The following is a 19,292-nucleotide window of genomic DNA, read 5'->3' as shown; positions in this document are numbered from 1 at the left end:
TGGAAGTCCCTGGGAAAAGTTGACCTGGCTGACTACGCATATCTGGGAGGGTATCCGCGAGCATCCCGCTCATTTTCAGGTGGTGCTCTACGCCCTGATCAGCGAAGCCGTTCCCACCGATATCCGTACGCTGGCTTTTGAGCGCGTGCAGGCGACACTGGCCACCTTGCGCCAGTTGATTAGTGAAGGTCAACAGGCCGGCCAGGTGGCCGCTGGCGATCCTGATGAGCTGGCTCTTCTCTATGGGGCCTTGATCCAGGGACTGGCGGCCAGCGTCTGGTATATGCCTTACCAGGCCGAGCGCCCCTCTGTTGAGATGATTTTACGTATTCTGAAGCCGTAAGTAGTTCGCCTGTCAGCCAGCCGCCGCGGCGTCGGGGGTGCAATGGCTTACCGATGCGCGCAGCCGAGGTTCAGCGATATCATCAGGCCCTGGCCTGGCACTCTGTCTTGAACCAGCTTATGCGAATGTCCGATTGAACGGACGTCATGTTATCCCTGCGAAGGATGGAAGGAAAGGAGCTACTGAATGCAGCCCTCGTCAAAGTCAGGAGCGCAGAGGCAGCGCGAGCAAGTGAGCACCTCGCTCCCCCGGTCAACAGAGCTTTTCTCGCCGCGCCAGACGCTGGCAACCATGAGTGGCTTACTACTGGTCCTTTTTCTGGCCATACTGGATCAAACCATTGTGGCAACGGCGTTGCCGCGCATCGGTGCCGACTTAGGTGGCTTTGAGGTCCTTTCCTGGATCACTACCGGCTATCTACTGGCCTCAACCGTGACGATCCCTATTTACGGCAAGCTCTCTGACCTCGTGGGCCGCAAGCCCATTTTGCTGGCGAGCATCGGCCTCTTTCTGATCGGCTCCGCTCTGAGCGGACTGGCTCAGTCGCTCACGCAGCTGATCATCTTTCGGACGCTCCAGGGCCTGGGAGCAGGAGGCCTGCAACCAGTGGTCTCGGCAACGGTCGGCGATCTTTTTGCTCCGCGCGAGCGCGGGAAATGGATGGGGATCACAGGCGGGATGTATGCCCTGGGGTCAATCATTGGGCCACTCGCTGGAGGCTGGCTGACCGATCGCCTCTCGTGGCGCTGGATCTTCTCGCTAAACGTGCCCATTGGCCTGGCAGCGCTGCTGGTGCTGATCATGATGATGCCAGAACTCAGACCAGGCAGACAGACGGTTTCTATCGACTACGCTGGTGTCCTGCTGCTCACCCTGGGGACGATTCCGTTGTTACTGGCTTTCTCCTGGGCTGGCAATCAGTACCCCTGGCTTTCGCCCCAGATCATGACCTTACTAGGCGCCGGCCTCGTCTTTCTCTGTTTGCTCGTCATCTATGAACACCACCAGGAGCGGCGTGGTAAAGAGCCGATCCTTGAGCCGAGTCTCTTTGTTGCCAGCTGGGGGGTCTTCGGGATCGCCTCGCTGGTCACCTTCCTCCTCAATATGGCCCTTCTTGGAAGCGCCTATTTTATCCCCCTCTTCGCCCAGGGAGTGATCGGCACCTCGGCGACGAACAGCGGTTTGATCACCATTCCCCTGGCGCTGACGGCGATCGGGGGAGCGGTTCTCTCGGGCCTGCTGCTCTCATGGAGCGGGCGCTATCGCTGGCTGGCCATTGGCGGGGCGCTTGCTGCTGTGGCCGGCTCGCTGTGCCTGGTGCGCCTCAACGCCAGCTCTGGCTGGTCCGATCTGCTCATTGCGATGCTCGTGCTCGGCTTCGGCATGGGCACAGGCCAAGCCATCTACACCACGATTGTCCAGAATGCTCTCCCGCAAAAGATCGGCCAGGCAACCGCCGCTCTGGCCTTCTTCCGTCAGCTCGGTGGGACCTTGAGCATCGCTATCCTGGGAGGGGTACTGTCGGCCTCGTACACACCAGCCTTTCAGGCGGCCTTACCAGCCGCACTGCGCGACAGGCTGCCCGCCTCCGTGAACGTGCTCTTTGCCAATCCTCTGATCTTGCTCTCCTCTGGCCAGACGCTCACCAGACTCCGTGCGGGCTTCCTGGCCGCCGGCTCCCAGGGAGCTGCGGCCTACCAGGCCCTGGTCCAGGCGGTGCGCGAAGCGCTGGCGAGCAGCCTCCACCAGGCTTTCTTGATCAGCTTTTTGCTCAGTGGACTGACCTTCATTGCCGTCTGGTTCCTCCAGGAGCTACCGCTGAGGAGCAAACGCGATCTGACGAGCACGGGAGCCTCCCAGTAAGGCACCTTCTTTCTCCTCTGGCCTCTGCGGGAGGTCCGTCTGGTCCGTCTGTCTGCCCCAGCCTGCAGCGAGCCACTACAAAGGGCGTCCGCCGGCCAGCATAGCGGCTGTATCCGGCAGACGCCCGTCTCGTCTCGTCGTAGAACAGGGCAGCTCACTGCCCATCATGGTTTGTGGCTAACTGCCCACGGCGTCACGCTTCTCCTCGGGATAGGCTCCCAGGAAATCGCAGGCTGTTTGCATGCGCTCGCGCGGCGCCACACGCCAGAAGAAGCGCTGCATATGGTCCCACTCGGCCAGGATCTGGGCCGCGCGCCAGCTATGGGTCTTCTTGCGATGGAGGACGATCAGCTTGCGCAGCGCCTCCGCCTCATCGGGATCGTTGATGCGCTGCAGCTCGACCAGTTCGGTATTACAGCGCGGCGGGAAGGCGCCCTCGGTATCGAGGACATAGGCCACACCGGCGGACATCCCGGCGCCGAAGTTGATACCCGTGCTGCCGAGGACCACCACCATGCCGCCGGTCATGTACTCACAGGCATGGGCCCCAACTCCTTCAACCACGGCCAGGGCGCCGCTGTTGCGCACGGCAAAGCGCTCGCCCGCACAGCCAGCGGCGAAGAGCTGGCCGCCTGTGGCCCCGTAAAGGACCGCATTCCCCATGATGATATTCTTATGGGCAGGATAGCGCGCCGACGGTGGGGGCATGATCACAATCTGGCCGCCGGTCATGCCTTTGCCAACATAGTCGTTGGCTTCGCCATTGAGGATCAGGCGCATGCCAGGCACGCAGAAGGCGCCGAAGCTCTGTCCCGCCGAGCCGTGGAAGGTGCAGGTAACGCTTACACCCGGCAGCCCCTTATTCCCATAGCGGTGTGCAATCTCTCCCGCCAGGCTGGCCCCAACCGTGCGGTCGGCATTCTGAATGCTATGCTGCGTAAAGACGCTGCGCTCTCCATTCAGCGCCTGCTCAACCTCGCTCAGAATCTGGGCTGCCACCTGCGAACCCGGCGGCGGTGGAGCTGGAGCCACAAAGCCGCCTGCCGGCGTCGCCAGGATGGGCGCCAGTTCGATGCTCACCTCTTCGGGGCACTGCAGCAAATCGGCCCGCCCGATGATCTCGTCGAGACGGCGCACGCCGAGCTGAGCCAGGATCTCACGCACCTCCTGGGCCAGCAAGGTCAGATAGTTGACGACCATCTCCGGTCGGCCCGTGTACTTTGCGCGCAGATCCTCACGCTGGGTAGCTATGCCTGCCGGACAGGTATTCAGATGACATTGACGCGCCATGTCGCAGCCGAGCGAAACCATGACGGCGGTGCCGAAACCGAACTCATCGGCCCCCAGCATGGCCGCGATGACCACGTCGCGCCCCGTCTTGAGGCCGCCGTCAACGCGCACCCGGACACGGCTGCGCAGGCCATTGCGCACCAGCGTCTGCTGCGTCTCCGCCAGACCAAGCTCCCAGGGGATACCTGCATGCTTGATCGACTGGAACGGCGAGGCTCCGGTGCCGCCATCGTGGCCCGCAATATGGATGTAGTTGGCATGGGCCTTGGCTACGCCAGCGGCAATGGTTCCTACACCCTTGCTCGACACGAGCTTGACGCCAATGCGCGCCCGCGGGTTGACCTGGCGCAGATCGTAGATCAGCTGGGCCAGATCCTCGATGCTATAGATATCGTGATGAGGCGGCGGCGAGATCAACGGCACGCCCGGCGCCGTATGACGCAGGCGCGCGATGAAGGGCGTGACCTTGTTGGGCGGAAGCTGGCCACCCTCACCCGGCTTCGAACCCTGGGCCATCTTGATCTCCAGCTCCTCGGCGCGCACCAGGTACTCGGTAGTCACGCCGAAGCGCGCCGAAGCCACCTGCTTGATCTTGCTGCTGACCGGATGGCCCTCCAATAGCTCATAGTACCAATCGGGATCTTCGCCACCCTCACCCGTGTTGTTGCGTCCGCCAATGCTGTTCATGGCAGCAGCAATGGTGCGATGGGCCTCGGGGCTGAGCGCTCCCAGCGACATCGCCGAGACCACGAAGCGGGCCCGAATCGTTTCGACCGGCTCGACTTCCTCAATGGGAATGGGTTGGCGTGGCACGAAGCTGAGCAGATCACGAATGTTGGTGGGCGGACGTCCATAAATCAGCTCAGTAAAGCGGCGATAGTCTTCGGGATCGCCACTCTGAGCCACCTTTTGCAGAGCGCGCACTACCAGAGGGTTGAAGGCGTGATACTCAGCATCGCGGCGATAGCGATAGTAGCCGGCTTCGGGCAGCTTGCGCCGCTGATGGGCCGCTCCGGCACCGGCAGCCGCACGCGAAGCCGTCACAGGCTGCTCAGCCGGCTGGGCCAGCTTCTGATGGTGTTCGATCAGCTGGCGCGCAATCTGCTCCAGCCCAATCCTGCCCGGATGGGCCGGCGAGCCAGCAAAGCAGCGCTCGACCAGGGCAGGCTCCAGGGCCACGATCTCGAACTGGCCGCCGCCAATGATGTTGCGCACAGTCGAGATGCCCATCCGCGCCATGACCTTGCGCAGGCCCTCCTCCACTCCGTGGAAGTAGCGCTCAACGGCCTCCTCGGGCGTGACTGACTCCAGATGACGCTCACCGGCCAGAGCGCGCACCGTCGCCAGCGCTACCGCAGGCACAATGGCCTCCGCTCCATAGCCGAGCAGCAAGGCGATCTGATGAATGTCCCAGGCCGCGCCAGTCTCACAAATCAACGACACGGAGGTACGCAGCCCCCGGCGGATCAGCTCCTGATGGACCGCTCCGACAGCGAGCAGCATCGGGACAGGAGCATGCTCCAGATCGGTCCCCAGATCGCTCAGAATCAAAAGATCGATGCCTTCCTGAACAGCTGCTACCGCCTCGCGCTCCAAACGCGCCAGAGCGGTCTCCAGTCCTGCCGGTCCCTCAGTCAGGGCGAAAGTGGCCTCCAGCGTGCGCGCCCGAAAGCCTTGCTCCTCCAGATGACGGAGTGTCTCCAGCTGCGCCTCAGTCAGCAGCGGCGTCTCCAGGTGGATAAGATGGGCATGGCGTGGGGACTCGCTGAGCAGGCTTTCCCGCCGCCCCAAATAGCAGTCCAGTGACATGACCACCTGCTCACGCAAAGGATCAATGGGTGGATTGGTGACCTGGGCGAAGCGCTGATGGAAGTAATCGGCCAGGGAACGGGAACGCAGCGAGAGGGAGGCAAGCGGAGTATCATCGCCCATGCTCCAGATCGGCTCTTTGGCGTTCTGAACCATCGCGCGCAGAATCAGCTCAACATCCTCATTCGTCACCCCAAAGAGCAGCTGACGCTGGAAAAGGGCTTCGGCATCTGGCTCTTGCTGATCACCTCCATTGCTACACAGTTCCGAGGCCACCACCTGCGACAGGCGCGTCAAGCGCACTAGATTGGCGTCAATCCACTGCTCGTACGGCTGGCGCTGAGCCAGCAGCGTCTTGATGTCCTCGTCGCGCAGCACAGCATGACGCTCCAGGTCAACAGCGATCATCTGTCCCGGTCCCAGACGCCCTTTCTCAACCACCTCATGCGGCTCACAAGAGATTACTCCAACCTCGGAGGCCAGAATCAGCAGCCCGTTCGAGGTCAGGGTATAACGAGCCGGGCGCAGGCCGTTACGGTCGAGCGCCGCGCCGACAAAGCGTCCATCGCTGAAGACCAAAGCCGCCGGTCCATCCCAGGGTTCAATCTGGCCTGCATGATACTCGCACCAGGCCCGCCATGCAGTATCCAGCTCGGGCATCTGCTCCCATGCCGGTGGGACCAACATTTGCATGCTATGCAGCAGGTCACGGCCCGAACAGGTCAAGAACTCTAGCACGTTGTCAAGCTGAGCCGAATCGCTGCCCCCTTCTTGAATGACCGGCAGCAGATTGGCCAGTTTCTCCCCCCAGCGAGCGGCGGTCAGGGCTTTCTCGCGCGCCCGCATCCAGTTACGGTTACCGAGCAAGGTATTAATCTCGCCGTTGTGGGCCAGCATGCGGAACGGCTGGGCCAGAGGCCAGGACGGGAAGGTGTTAGTACTGTAACGCTGGTGAAAGATAGCAAAAGCGCTGGTATAGAGAGGATTGGCCAGGTCGAGGTAGAAACGGGCCAGAGTATCAGGCGCCATGAGGCCCTTGTAGACCAGGGTGTGGCGAGAGAGCGAAGCCACATAGGCATTGGCAAGGCCGGCCTCCAGCCAGCGGCGCTCGATCAGGCGGCGCGCATAATAGAGGGAGGCCTCGAACTCTTCAGGGGTAAGCTTGTCTGGACATGCAAGCAAAATCTGCGAAATTGTTGGCAGGGTTGCGCGCGCCTGAGAGCCAAGGACGCTCACATCGAGTGGCGGCTGGCGCCAGAGCAACAGCGGGATCTCCAACTCAGCCAGCGTCTGCTCAATGATCTGGCGGCTACTCTCAAGCTCCTGGGGAGAGTGCGTACGGGGGGGAAGGAAAAGCATACCCACAGCCAGAGCGTGAGCCTCGGGCGGCGTGATCCCTTGAGCCGCCAGCTCCGCGCGGAACAGCTCCGTGGGCAGCTGGGTCAGCACACCAGCACCATCACCGGTCTCGGCATCGGCGTCTTGGGCTCCCCTGTGGGTCAGGCGAGCCAGCGCCTCCAGGGCCATCTCTACCAGCGCATGACTGCGCTCTCCGGAAATCTGTACAATAAAGCCTGTACCGCAGGCATCATGTTCCCACCGGGCATCGTAGAGCGGATATGCAGGATCAGCAGAAGCATGGTGCTGCATAGATTGCCCTCCTGTAAAACAGACAGCATAGAAGACCAGGAGGCACCAGCGTTGGAGCCACACTGTGTCGGCGACCAAAACAGCGCTCGCCGAGGTCATCGGGATAGACAGACAGGATAGCAGGGCGCACAGATGCGCACACATGAGCGGCATTGGTCGGGGGAGAGCGGCGGGGCTCGCGGACACCTGGTCACGGTCCATACAGCCGAACAACCAGCGTTCGCTGTTCAAAAAGTGTAACATACGAACATGGCTTTTGGCAAGGGGAAACCCGTGAAGCAGGCACGGGCCGGAGGCCGTGAGCACTGTAACAGGTGCTCACGGCCTCCAAGCTCTGTCCAGCGAGTGTCAGTACAGAAGGGTGGAATGGGAACGCCGTTGTTCCCATCTACGGTCTGTCTCAGGAGTTCAGGAGGCCAGGAATAACTATCTGCAGGGAGGAGAGGGATCAACTCAATCCTTGCTAGCAGCCCCACCAGCCACAGCCACACTACCGTCGCCCTGGGCGACGACACGGTACGGCTCAGCATCAGGGGCATAGCCCAGTGACCCCATCTCAGGGATATCCAGACCCGCCAGCTCTGTCTCAGGCGAGACGCGCAGCCCAAAGAGCTTGTCATAGGCCTTGAAGAAGAGCCAGGAGATTCCGAAGACGTAGACGAAGCAGGCCACCGCGCCGATCAGCTGAGCAACAAGCTGACTTGGGTCACCGAAGAAGAGACCTCGAACCTGAAGGCCACCATAGTTGGCCAGGCCATCGGCAAAGAGACCGACCGAGATCTGCCCCCACAGGCCATTGAAACCATGAACCGCAATGGCCCCGACGGGATCGTCAACCTTCAGGACTTTTTCCACAAAGCCAGCAGCCAGAATGACGATGATGCCCGCCACTGCTCCGATGATACAAGCCGAAACAGGACTCACATAGCCACTGGGAGCAGTAATCGCCACCAGTCCAGCAAGGAGACCATTGCCCATCATGCCAATATCCGGCTTCTTCGCCCCCGTGAGCCAGGTGAAAAGCATGGCAGCGACCGAGCCGAAGGCGCCAGCAAGCATGGTATCCACAGCGATCAGACCGATGCGCAGATTGCCATTCCCAGAAGCACCTAGCGTGCTGCCAGGGTTGAAACCAAACCAGCCAAAGGCCAGGATAAAGCAGCCGAGCAGGGCGAGAACCATGTTATGGCCGGGAATGGTATTAGGGCTGCCATCGCGATTGTACTTGCCCAGGCGCGGACCGATGACCATTGCTCCGGCTAGAGCACACCAGCCACCTACGGCATGAACCACCCCACTGCCAGCAAAGTCAATGTAGCCAGCACCCAGGCCAATCTTGCCAAGCTGCGAGAGCCAGCCACCACCCCAGGCCCAGTTTCCATAGATCGGATAGACCAGGGTCGAAACGAAGAAACCATAGACGCAGAAGGCACTCCACTTCCAGCGCTCGGCCATCGCCCCCGTCGGAATGGTAGCAGTCGTGTCCATGAAGACCATCTGGAAGAGGAACATCACGGCCACCCCGACGTCATAGGTGCCATCGTTGAGGAAAAAGCCCTTATAGCCAACGATACCCCAGTTGATGCCACCGATGGGAATGGTCAGCTCGTTGGTCAGGCTGGAGAGGCCGCCCAGGTTCGGTACCCCGACAAGGCCAATTCCACCAAACTGGAAGGCAAAACCAACCACAAAGTAACCGATCATACCAATGCCATAGATCATAAAGTTCATAGCCATCGTATGACCGGCATTTTTTGCGCGGCACAGCCCCGTCTCTACCAGCGCGAAACCAGCCTGCATGAACATCACGAGATAGCCCGTGACCAACGTCCAGACGAAGTTGATAGCCAGGCGGTTCTGGTCAACATACAGGGCCAGATTATAGGCAAATGGCTCGCTCGTCTTGGCCTTGTTCACATCGTCCTGAGAGATCGATGGCTGCGTACCAGTCGCAGTGACCGAGGTCAGGTGCTGCTGATCACTGCTGTTCAGACCATTGGGATCAGGACCAGCGCCACAGGCACTGAGCAAGACCAGCGAAAGGACCAGCAAGCCAGCAAAGATAAGGAGGGTCCTCAGTGCGGGGAAATACCTCTGAAGCGCCCGCACACGAAGCCGGAAACGCTCCGACCTCCCAGCTTCGCTCAGCTCACGGATCTGGAGAAAACGACTCAGATAGGGGAGAAGCTCACGCTGATGCTTCGGCGAAAGGGCCAGGCGCAGCCTGCCAGCCCCCTGGCGCGGGATAAGGGTCAGCTTCCAACCACGAAGCGTCGCATACTCAAACTCCTCCCAAGGCCGGAAAAAGACATTGTTACAGGCAATTCCACGATCGGTTAACCGATAGTGCACCGGCAGATTGACAATAGCAAGCGCCATAAGGATAAGAACAAGTTCAAGGGTGGTAGGGAACCACCCCCCGATGGCACTGAGCAGCAAGACTGCTCCCAGGGCATACATGTCCGCGCGATGCCAGAGCAGCCGCTCCCTAAAGGAAAGTCTGACACGGGCCACGGTCCGCCCAGCTGCCTCAACTCCAAAGGGAAGGCCAATGCGTAGGAACATGATGACGAATAGACAACCGATTAACAACCAGACAGCGAGCATGGAACCATCCTTTCTCTCCAAGAGGTTCTAAATGACCACCACTTGCCCCTGGCGATTAGGAATCGCCACAAACATGACCGCTCTTCAGGCCAGAACACGCTTCCTGCGACGCCAGGATGGCGCGAGGAAACGCAGTAGATGGCGAGGATCAGGCGGGTCGCGCAGAACAATGCTCTTGCATTTCTGCCGCGCCTGCGTGAGTAACTGTCTGGCCATTAGGACAACGTGCTCTTTGGCATGATGAGGTCCTTTCAGGCCTTTCTCAAGCATTTCAACCGAGCGATGATAAAAACCCAGACGGAAGTAATACTCGGCGTATTTGATGTGAACAAGGAGATCATGGGGCGCATCCGCTAAGGCTTGATCGAGCTCCTGCTGGGCCTCATTAAGGCGATGGCGCTTCAGGTATTCAACCCCCAGATAGGCACGCGCGATAGCGTAAGTCGGATCGACCGCCAGAGCTTTCTGCAGGGCCTCGATCGCCTGGTCACTGTCATTTTGCTCAAGAGAGGCGACAGCAACTGCAAAGTAAGCCTGGGGACGATCAGGGTGGCTTTCACACGCCCGCTGGAAGTGATTCAGAGCCGCCTCCGGATCACCACGGCGTATGGCCGAGTAGCCTTCATCCAAAAGTATCTGATACTTCATGGATTCCAGCATAGGCTACTCCTCCTCCTCTGCCGTGACCGCTGGCACTGGTGAAGATGCCCCCGCTAGCCATTGACGAGCCAACAGTAGTGGCTGAGAGAGCCATTGGATGCGTACCGCATAACTCAAGCGTAGGAGCGGCGGGGTAATCATCGTTGTGACCAGAGTAATCAGAATGACTGTGGCATAGAGCGATGGAGATAACAGCCCGGCCTCTAGCCCGAGGGAGGCAGTGATCAGCGCCACCTCTCCACGGGAGACCATTCCCACTCCTACACGCACAGCATCCAGAAAGGGGAACCGGCAGGCCCAGGCCCCCGAGCCGCATCCAACGATCTTGCTGACAATGGCAATGACCAACAGACCGCCCACCAACAGAGGCGATACCTGCTTTATTGAGGCAATATTTGCATCAATACCGATATTGATGAAGAAGAGGGGAATGAAGAGGGCATAGCCAATCTTCGATATGCCATCATGAACCCACTCGCGCATCTCAGTGCGCGCTATAAGCAGACCAGCAATGTAGGCCCCGGTGATGGCCGCAACACTGCCCAGCTCTTCCGCAGCCCAGGAATAGAGCAGGACAAGCGCCAGCACCATCCCCAGGCGCGCTTCCAGGGCGAGCATACGCGGAAGCAGCCGGGAAAGCCAGGGAAAGCCATAGCGACCAAGGAGATAGGCTATGGGGAAGTAGGCCGCCATCTTCAGAATGGACCAAACTGGATTCTCCCCAAGGGTGAACGCTAAGACCAGCGATAGGACAATCAGCCCCAGCACGTCATCAATTACTGCTGCCCCCAGAATGGTCGTGCCTTCACGCGAGTTCAGGCGCCCCATCTCCTTGAGCGTCTGTGCTGAAATGCTTACACTGGTAGCTGTCAACAGTGTTCCAATAAAGAGGCTCACCGGCAGCGTATGCCCCAGCGCTAAGGCAAAGATCGTTCCTGCAATCAGGGGCACTACTACCCCACAGGTCGCTGACACGAAGGCCGCTCCCTGCACTCGGCGCATCTGCTCCATGTCCGTTTCCAAACCGGCCAGAAACATGAGCATGATGACTCCTAGCGAGGCAAAGGTCGAGAGGATTTCGTTCGGATGCAGCCACCCCAGGACCGATGGCCCGGCAATGATCCCAATGGTCAAAATGCCTAAAACGCTAGGGAGCGAGAGCTTCTGACAGATCCAGCTGACACACTTCGCAAGAATCAGTAAACAGGCTAGCAGCAGCAGAAATGAGGTAACAGACATGCTGTAACAACTCCCCTTTCCAGGTAACGTGCTCACCTTCGAGGAGACTTCCAGGGTTCTCGGCGCTGAGGGCTCTCTTTTCTGTGCAGACCTCCCAACCTCCAACTCAACCATTTCACCATCCCAAAGGCCCTAAAGGGGTACATCGCAATCGTTGCGCTTCTATTTCTGAAGTATAGGAATTCTCACCCCCCTTGCATACAGGCAAAACCTCCGAAGAGAACCCGCGAAACTTTGTGCACATTGCATAATCCCCTTCCATGTGGACTATACATCTTGACATATGATCCATGCCCCACTACTCTCTCGTTTAGAGGGGAGTGCTTCCCTCTGAGCGTTCAGATCGCCTTTTGGATAACCTGGCACAGGCTTTTGTCTTGAGTGCACCAGGGGGGATCACGATGCTTCTCTGTCGCTTTGTTATCAAGGCGCAACTGCTGATATACACTGGCAACTCGCCCGTGAGACGATGTCGGTGAGAGGGCAGCTCGACAGACGCTGTGCCAGCGCTACGATGAGGAACTCAATCAGCAGGAGGTGAGCGAGCGATGCCTGATCTTCCCTCCGCTCTTCCGGCTGACCCCGGGTCGAGCAGTCAGGCGCAAGACTCCCTTGCGCCCTTCCCTGCTGCTCTTTGGATCGCATGGCTGCGGCTTTCTTCTCGCTCGTTCGTCTGGTTTCGTTATGATGGATGCATGATGCAACAAAGGAGCAACGATGCAGCAACGATTACCGCGTCCTATCGTTTTCGTTGTCCTCTCGCTCTTTCTGGCCGTCGCTCTCTTCGCCGGCTGGCAACTGCGCCAGAGTCGGCCAGCGCAGGCCGCCGGCTTCCCCGCCCACTACTTCGCTCCCTACGTGGATACAAGTCTGTACCCAACGTTTCAGTTGACGCAGACGGCCCAGCAGATCGGAGTGAAGTTCTATACGCTGGCCTTCATTATTAACGGCGGCGGCAGCTGTCAGGCCGAGTGGAATGGCACGACGCCCGTCAATCAGGGCTTCTTGCAGAGCGATATCAGCAATCTGCGTGCCCTGGGCGGCGATGTGATTGTCTCCTTCGGCGGCGCCAATGGCACCGAGCTGGCCCAGGCTTGCAGCAGCGTCAGTAGCTTGCAGGCCCAGTACCAGGCCGTGGTGACCAACTATCAGTTGACGCACGTGGATTTTGACATCGAGGGGGCGGCCATTGCCGACTCGGCCTCGGTCGACCGGCGCAATAAGGCCCTGGCCGCTCTGCAGGCGGCGAACCCCGGGCTGTTCGTTTCGTATACGCTGCCGGTGATGCCTTCGGGATTGACACAGGATGGCATCAATCTTCTGCAGAATGCCATCGCTAACGGCGTTAACGTGGGTATGGTCAATATTATGGCTATGGATTACGGCAGCTCGGTCCCTCCCAATCAGATGGGACAAAATGCCATTAGCGCCGCTCAGAGTACCTTCAATCAGCTCAAGAGCCTTTACCCCAACAAGTCGAGCGCCCAGCTGTGGGCAATGATTGGGGTGACGCCGATGATCGGCTTAAACGATGTGTCGCCCGAGGTCTTTACACTCCAGGATGCCCAGCAGCTGCTGAGTTTCGCTCGGCAGAATGGCCTGGGGGAGCTGGCAATGTGGTCGGCTGGCCGCGATCAGTCTTGTCCCAACAATGGGGCTTATGTCTCGCCAACGTGCAGCGGTATCCAGCAGCAGCCTTTTGATTTCTCGAAGCTCTTTAATCAGTTTACCAGCGGCGGCACAACGAATCCTACGCCAACCCCAACCTCTCAGCCGGCGACGCCTACTCCTACCCCTGGAAGGACCCCAACCCCGACGGCTACGAATCCTACTCCAACGCCAAGCGGGGGCAATCTGGTGGCCAATCCCGGCTTTGAAAGTGGCTCGCTCTCACCCTGGAGCTGCGACGCCGGCGATCGCGTGGTGACGTCTCCTGTTCATAGCGGCTCCTACGCTTTGCAGGTGGCACCGAGCAATTCAACAACCGGCCAGTGTACGCAGACGATCAGTGTGCAGCCAAATCATACCTACACGCTGAGCGCCTATGTGAACGGCCCCTACGCCTATTTGGGCATCAATGGCGGAGCCAGTAATTGGACGAGCAGTACGAGCTATACACTCCTCTCGGTCACGTTTACAACTGGCTCCTCGACAACCAGCGTGACGGTTTATGTCCATGGCTGGTATGCCCAGGGCACAGTTTATGTGGATGATGTGTCGCTGCGCTAGCTCGCGCCGGCGGACTCAGCCAGCCTGAAAGAGGCTGCGCGCCGACAATGACCGGCGTCGATGCCGGTGGCGGTCACAGCCATCGTTTCGGCAGTTTGGTACCTGCCCCCAGAGAGGAGGCACGACTCTTTCCTGGCCTGCAGCCGGGGCTTATTCCTGGCTGCAGGTCGCGTTTCGGGGAGGGGTGCGCTGGCTCAAGGCGTCTCTTCCATTCGCACACCTCGTGGCCCTGAGAGAAGCACGACTATTCGCGCGCCGATGTGCTACAATTGCTAATGACGGCGCAATGATGAGCCTCCCACAAGGACCGTTAACCGCACCGCTGACGAGGGTTTCTGCAACGCCGATCGTTTTGCTCGCTTTCCTTCTCGCAACTTCCATAATGGATAAGGGATTGCCAGCTGGCTGGCAGCTCCGTTAGTGTTGCTGTTTCAGCAGGCGAGCAGCAGAAAGCTGGTCAGGCAGGCTGCCAGGGACAGGACAGCAAGCACCAGCCAGCTGGGATTAGGGATCAACCACTACGCTAGCAGAGCAGGGCTTTGCATGTGAGCGCTTGGAAAAGGATGCTTCTCTATGTCTGAGCAAGAACGCCGTCAGGAGAAAGATGCTCCCTTGCGCCGCGATATCCGCATGCTCGGCGATGCGCTGGGACGCGCCATTCAGCAGCACGGGGGGAGTGAGGTGTTTGAGACGGTGGAACACCTCCGCCGCAGCTGCAAGCGCCTGCGCGACTATGCCGAGCAGCTTGCACATGCTGAGGGAGCGGAAGCGGAACCATTGCAGCGTGAGATTGAGGCACTGGATGCCGACATTATGCGGGTCGTAGAAGGCTGCGATCTGCGCATGGCCATCGATGTAATTCGCGCCTTCACGATCTACTTCCACCTGGTCAATACGGCAGAGCAGTACCACCGCATTCGCCGCCGCCGTGAACATGAGAGCAGCCCAGAGCCGACGCCGCAGCGCGGCTCGCTGGCTGCTTTGATGCAGTTTTTCGAGCAACACGGCGTAGACCGCGAGATCCTGCGATCACTCCTGGAGCGCCTCTCGATCGAGCTGGTCTTTACCGCCCACCCCACTGAGGCGACACGCCGTACGCTGATCATTAAGTCGCGTCAGGTGGCCGATCTGTTGGATGCTTACGATCGCGAGTACGGCCACCTGCTCGGTCGCCCTCAGCGCCCCTGGCCACGCCAGCGTGAGCTGGAAAGCACGCTTGCTTTGCTCTGGCGCACCGATGCTGTCCGCCATGTGCGCCCGCAGCCAGTGGACGAGGTGAAGATGGGCATCTACTATCTCGATGAGATTATCTACGAGGCCCTGCCTGAACTCTACGCGGAGTTCGAGGAGCTGCTTGAACAACATTACCCCGATCTCGATCTGCGCCTTCCTCCTTTTTTGCGGATCGGCTCCTGGATCGGCGGCGATCAGGATGGCAATCCAAACGTTGGACCGGAGACGTTGCTGCAGGCCCTGCGTTTGCACCGCGCCAGCTTGCTGACTCACTACCGCCGCTCGATCGAGGCTCTGGCGCGTGAGTATTCACAGTCGATTAACTATAGCACAGTGACTGAGGAGCTGCGCCGCTCGATCGAGGAGGACGCCGCTCTCCTGCCAGACTACGATCGCGAGCTGGGCGAGCAGACACGCCTGGAGCCGTATCGGCGCAAGCTGTCGTTTATGTGGAAGCGCCTGGGGGCAACGCTGGCGGCGATGGCCCCTTCCCAGGCGGAGGAAACGGGCGAGCCGGCCTCAACCTCGCCAGCGCCGCGTACGGTGGCTTACCGCGACGCTGAGGAGCTCCTGGCCGATCTGCGCCTGGTCTATGAGAGCTTGCTGGCCGATGGCGAGCGCGAGGTGGCCAAGGGAGCCCTGGCTCGCCTGATTCGTCAGGTGGAGTTGTTCGGGTTCCACTTCGCAGCGCTCGATGTGCGCCAACATAGCGAGCGCCATGCTCAGGCGCTCTCGGAGCTGCTGCGCGTGACTGGCCTGGCGGAGACGTTGGCCGCTGGCCCCGATGGAGCACCCGCGCGAGACTATCTAGAGCTGAACGAGGAGGAGCGCATTCAGTTGCTGGAGCGCTTGCTCCGCGACCCGCGCGTCTTGCCGCGACGTGGCCTGCAGTTGAGCCGGGAGACGACAACGGTGCTGGGGACCTTCGAGGCCATCCGCCAGGCACGGGAGGAGTTCGGTCCGCGGGCGGTGACCTGCTATATCATTAGTATGGCGCGCACGCTCAGCGACTTGCTGGAGGTACAGTTTTTCTGCAAGGAGGCCGGCATCAGCGGCCTGCCGATCGTGCCGCTCTTCGAGACAATCGCCGATCTGCGCGGCTGCGCGACGATTATGGAGACAGCCTTCCGCTTCCCGCTCTACCGCCAGTGGGTGAGCGGTCACGGCGATGAGCAGCAGATCATGCTCGGTTACTCGGATAGCAGTAAGGACGGCGGGATGCTGACCTCGGGCTGGGAGCTGTATCAGGCTCAGCAGCGCCTGGCAGCACTGGGAGAACGCTATGGGATCGGGATCACGATCTTTCACGGACGCGGCGGGGCCATTGGACGCGGCGGCGGCCCTATCTACGAGGCCATCCTGGGCCAGCCCCCGGGTACGGTCAACGGGCGCATTCGCATTACCGAACAGGGCGAGATGCTCTCCTTTAAATACGGGCTTCACGAGATTGCCTTGCGCAATATGGAGCTGGTGGTCACTGGCGTCATTGAGTCGAGCCTCCCCCAGGCTCAGCACCACGAGGAGTCACCGCGCTGGGTCCAGATTATGGATCGGCTCTCGCAGAGCGCCTACCAGCGCTACCGTCGCCTGATCTACGAGGATCGCGAGTTTCTGACCTTCTTTGAGCAGGCCACGCCGATTCTCGAACTCGGCTGGCTCAATATCGGCTCGCGCCCAGCGCGCCGCACCAGCGGGCGCAACATTGAGGAGCTGCGCGCCATCCCCTGGGTCTTCTCCTGGATGCAAAGCCGCTACGTGCTGCCAAGCTGGTACGGGATCGGCGGGGCGCTCGAGGAGTTTGTGCAGGCCGAACCCCAGGGCCTGCATGAGCTTCAGGAGATGTACCGCTCCTGGCCCTTCATGCGCGCTTTCCTCGATAATTTACAGATGACGCTCTCCAAGGCAGACATGCATATCGCGCGCCACTATGCGACATTGGTGGCCGACGAGCAGCTGCGCCAGCGCATCTCTGCAGAGATTGAGGCGGAGTACGAGCGCACGTGTCACTGGCTCCTGCGCATTGTGGGGGGCAAGGCCCTGCTAGATAACTCGCCGGTTCTGCAGCGCTCGATCCGTCTGCGCAATCCTTATGTGGACCCGCTGAGCTACTTCCAGGTGGTTTTGCTCCGCCGTCTGCGCGCCCTGGGCGGACCGCTGGATCTGAGCAAGGCCGAGCAACAGGAGGCCGGCGAGCAGGAGCGCGAGCGGGCACGCCTGACCTACGCTGTGCTGTTGACCATCAATGGCATTGCTGCTGGCCTGCGCAATACCGGCTAGTGGTTCACCTCCCTCGCCAGCAGAGGCAGATCCGTAAAGCGAGGCGAGGCGACAAGACAAGACAAGACAAGACGAAGGCAAGGATGGGACCAGTAAGGCGGGTCCCATCCTTTTTTGTGCTGCTCTGTCCGCCTGCTTGCCCAGTCCTAGGTCTGTCAACTAGACAAAAGGCAGGACTGTCTCGGCGAAGTCGCGCAGGCCGTCGATGTCGTCGAGGTAGAACCACTGCAGCATCAGCTCTTGAACGCCGGCCTGGCCGTAGCGCTTGATCTGGGCAATAGCCATGTCGGGCGTGCCGACGATGGTGCGATTCTGGGCCTGCACTCGCTCCAGGATCTCTCGCGAGGAGAGGGGGGCGTAGCTGGGATCATAGTGACGCCACCAGTCAAGGCGCTGATAGAGATCCTCGCGTGTGCGCCCGAAGAAGAGCGAGGTCATCATGGTGCGCTGAACGCTCGCAGGCGGGCGCCCAACCTCTTGCAGTAGTTGATCGAGAAAGGCCGAAAGCTCGCGAAACTGCTCGGGTGAGAGAAAGCCGGCGTTCCAGATGTCCGCGTAACGTGCCGCCAGCGGCAGCGTGCGTTTACGTCCGCCGCCGCCGATCATGATGGGCGGCCCACCAGGTCGCTGCGGACGGGGCAGGAGCTGCGCCTCGCGGAGCTGGTAGAAGCTGCCGCTGAAGGTGACTGGCTGCTCGGAGCGCAACAGGAGGGTGATGACCTCGAGGGCCTCGGCAAAGCGGGCCATGCGCGTGCGCATATCACCCAGGTTGAGCCCGAACATGGTATGCTCGCGTTCCTGCCAGCCAGCTCCTACGCCGAAGATGAAACGTCCCCCGCTCAGCTCGTCGAGAGCAATCGCCTGGCGCGTTACCATGACGGGATGGTGAAAGGAGACCGGCGAGACAAGGGGGCCAAAATGGACGCGCCAGGTATGGTCGGCGGCATAGGCCAGCGAGACAATGGTTTCCAGGGCCTCACGGTCGGGCGGCACGGGATCAGTGAAGTGATCGGAGCGGAAGAGGCCAGCATAGCCCAGACCTTCGATGGCTTCGACCAGACGCTTCCAGCGGGACCAGGTCAGACCCGTCTGTCCTTCAATCTGAATGGAAATAGCAACCATTGTGCAATGATTCTCCCTCTCTGGACTGAGCTGAGCGTGGGCTGTCTCTCTTGCGGCAGGGGTTGCTTGCCCCCACACAGACACAAGCACCCCGCCCCGTCTGCTACCAGTATGACACACCGCTCCGCAGGGGCACAAGCGCCAACGCTGCACCGCCAGTATCTCCGCTCGCCGGGGTTGACCTCGCTGCCAGGCATATGGTATTTTTAGAATTGATGTGCGAATTACGACGAGTGAATAGAACAGTTACCAGATCGGCTTTGAGCGATAGCACCGATCAATTGCGCAGGGGCGGTATACAGCGGTACCTCATGCCGGGCTGCGGATTCTTGACTGCTTTCGAGGCACAACGCTAGCTCAGTAAGGAAAAGCGTTTCAACGAGTTGGAGCACGCTATGCACGCGAGAAAAGGGCGTCCTGTGGTTCGTCTACCACTCTCTCCCCTCGAAGTAGGAATAGAGGTCGTCGCTCTGGTCAGTATTGCCTTGAGCATTTACCTGACGGTGCAGGACTGGGCTACATTGCCGGCACGCATCCCTGGTCATTTCAATCTCGCAGGTCAGCCTGATGCCTATGTTAACAAATCCGATCTTCTCTACTACCCCATTTTCTCAGCTATTGCCTATATCTTCATGACTCTCTTGTCACGCATCCCACAGTTTTTCAATTATCCCTGGGCCATTACCGAAGAGAACGCAGCTCGGCAGTACCGCTTAGCGCGAGGGCTGATCAACTGGCTCAAACTCTTGCTGATCTGGATACTGGTCTATGGCGAATGGCTTACGATAGAGGTGGCAACCAAACAAGCAACGGGTCCCGGCGCTCTGGGTTTCATCGGTCTGGTGCTCTGCATGTTGCTTTCAACGGCGGTGTATATCGTAGTGGCCAGGCGCGCCCGATAGGCAGCCAACAACGGCAGAGGGTCAACTCTCTCACGGCTAAGGCTGGGGAGACCCGGCGTCAGGGAAGG

Annotated in this window: 9 protein-coding genes and 1 pseudogene; 5 read left to right on the top strand and 5 right to left on the bottom strand. The window is 60.0% G+C overall.

Going from position 1 to position 19,292, the window contains the following annotated elements; all coding sequences use genetic code 11:
* Positions 1-343 (top strand): annotated as a pseudogene (locus tag BGC09_RS22860) (hypothetical protein); the annotation flags it as partial.
* 186 nt (positions 344-529) lie between these two features.
* Positions 530-2,206, top strand: coding sequence for an MDR family MFS transporter (locus BGC09_RS10130; RefSeq protein WP_069803884.1), 1,677 nt, complete (start codon positions 530-532; stop codon positions 2,204-2,206).
* A gap of 177 nt (positions 2,207-2,383) precedes the next feature.
* On the opposite strand, the gene gltB is transcribed toward BGC09_RS10130, so the two are convergent.
* From gltB to BGC09_RS10110, 4 genes are all read right to left on the bottom strand, one after another.
* On the bottom strand, positions 2,384-6,955 hold the full coding sequence (gene gltB, locus BGC09_RS10125) for a glutamate synthase large subunit (RefSeq protein WP_069803883.1): 4,572 nt from the start codon (positions 6,953-6,955) through the stop codon (positions 2,384-2,386).
* Between the two features lie 453 nt (positions 6,956-7,408).
* The gene (locus BGC09_RS10120) at positions 7,409-9,562 is read right to left on the bottom strand and encodes an ammonium transporter (protein ID WP_245688582.1); all 2,154 of its coding nucleotides are present in this window, start codon (positions 9,560-9,562) and stop codon (positions 7,409-7,411) included.
* A gap of 84 nt (positions 9,563-9,646) precedes the next feature.
* Complete coding sequence (locus tag BGC09_RS10115) at positions 9,647-10,222, bottom strand: tetratricopeptide repeat protein (RefSeq protein WP_052887802.1); 576 nt, start codon at positions 10,220-10,222, stop codon at positions 9,647-9,649.
* Between the two features lie 3 nt (positions 10,223-10,225).
* Positions 10,226-11,461, bottom strand: coding sequence for a cation:proton antiporter (locus tag BGC09_RS10110; RefSeq protein ID WP_069803881.1), 1,236 nt, complete (start codon positions 11,459-11,461; stop codon positions 10,226-10,228).
* A gap of 717 nt (positions 11,462-12,178) precedes the next feature.
* Here BGC09_RS10110 and BGC09_RS10105 point away from each other — a divergent pair.
* Both BGC09_RS10105 and ppc read left to right on the top strand, forming a co-directional pair.
* Entirely contained in the window at positions 12,179-13,690 is a 1,512-nt protein-coding gene (locus tag BGC09_RS10105; protein ID WP_069803880.1) for a carbohydrate binding domain-containing protein, read from the top strand.
* 573 nt (positions 13,691-14,263) lie between these two features.
* Positions 14,264-17,200 (top strand): phosphoenolpyruvate carboxylase, encoded by a 2,937-nt coding sequence (ppc, locus tag BGC09_RS10100; protein WP_069803879.1) that lies wholly within the window; start codon positions 14,264-14,266, stop codon positions 17,198-17,200.
* A 159-nt stretch (positions 17,201-17,359) separates the two neighbouring features.
* Here ppc and BGC09_RS10095 read toward each other — a convergent pair whose 3' ends face one another.
* Positions 17,360-18,322, bottom strand: a complete 963-nt coding sequence (locus tag BGC09_RS10095; protein WP_069803878.1) for a TIGR03560 family F420-dependent LLM class oxidoreductase — start codon at positions 18,320-18,322, stop codon at positions 17,360-17,362.
* 395 nt (positions 18,323-18,717) lie between these two features.
* Between BGC09_RS10095 and BGC09_RS10090 the strand changes: the two genes are divergently transcribed.
* Positions 18,718-19,224 (top strand): DUF1648 domain-containing protein, encoded by a 507-nt coding sequence (locus BGC09_RS10090; RefSeq protein WP_069803877.1) that lies wholly within the window; start codon positions 18,718-18,720, stop codon positions 19,222-19,224.
* The last annotated feature ends 68 nt before the right edge of the window (positions 19,225-19,292 follow it).

The sequence above is a fragment of the Thermogemmatispora onikobensis genome (assembly GCF_001748285.1).
Classification (GTDB): Bacteria; Chloroflexota; Ktedonobacteria; order Ktedonobacterales; family Ktedonobacteraceae; genus Thermogemmatispora; species Thermogemmatispora onikobensis.
This window is presented reverse-complemented; position numbering and strand designations above follow the sequence as displayed.

Excerpts from the sequence above, each read along its gene's own strand:
- BGC09_RS10130 (WP_069803884.1), top strand. The coding sequence starts at position 530 with ATGCAGCCCTCGTCAAAGTCAGGAGCGCAGAGGCAGCGCGAGCAAGTG.
- gltB (WP_069803883.1), bottom strand. The coding sequence starts at position 6,955 with ATGCAGCACCATGCTTCTGCTGATCCTGCATATCCGCTCTACGATGCC.
- BGC09_RS10120 (WP_245688582.1), bottom strand. The coding sequence starts at position 9,562 with ATGCTCGCTGTCTGGTTGTTAATCGGTTGTCTATTCGTCATCATGTTC.
- BGC09_RS10115 (WP_052887802.1), bottom strand. The coding sequence starts at position 10,222 with ATGCTGGAATCCATGAAGTATCAGATACTTTTGGATGAAGGCTACTCG.
- BGC09_RS10110 (WP_069803881.1), bottom strand. The coding sequence starts at position 11,461 with ATGTCTGTTACCTCATTTCTGCTGCTGCTAGCCTGTTTACTGATTCTT.
- BGC09_RS10105 (WP_069803880.1), top strand. The coding sequence starts at position 12,179 with ATGCAGCAACGATTACCGCGTCCTATCGTTTTCGTTGTCCTCTCGCTC.
- ppc (WP_069803879.1), top strand. The coding sequence starts at position 14,264 with ATGTCTGAGCAAGAACGCCGTCAGGAGAAAGATGCTCCCTTGCGCCGC.
- BGC09_RS10095 (WP_069803878.1), bottom strand. The coding sequence starts at position 18,322 with ATGGTTGCTATTTCCATTCAGATTGAAGGACAGACGGGTCTGACCTGG.
- BGC09_RS10090 (WP_069803877.1), top strand. The coding sequence starts at position 18,718 with ATGCACGCGAGAAAAGGGCGTCCTGTGGTTCGTCTACCACTCTCTCCC.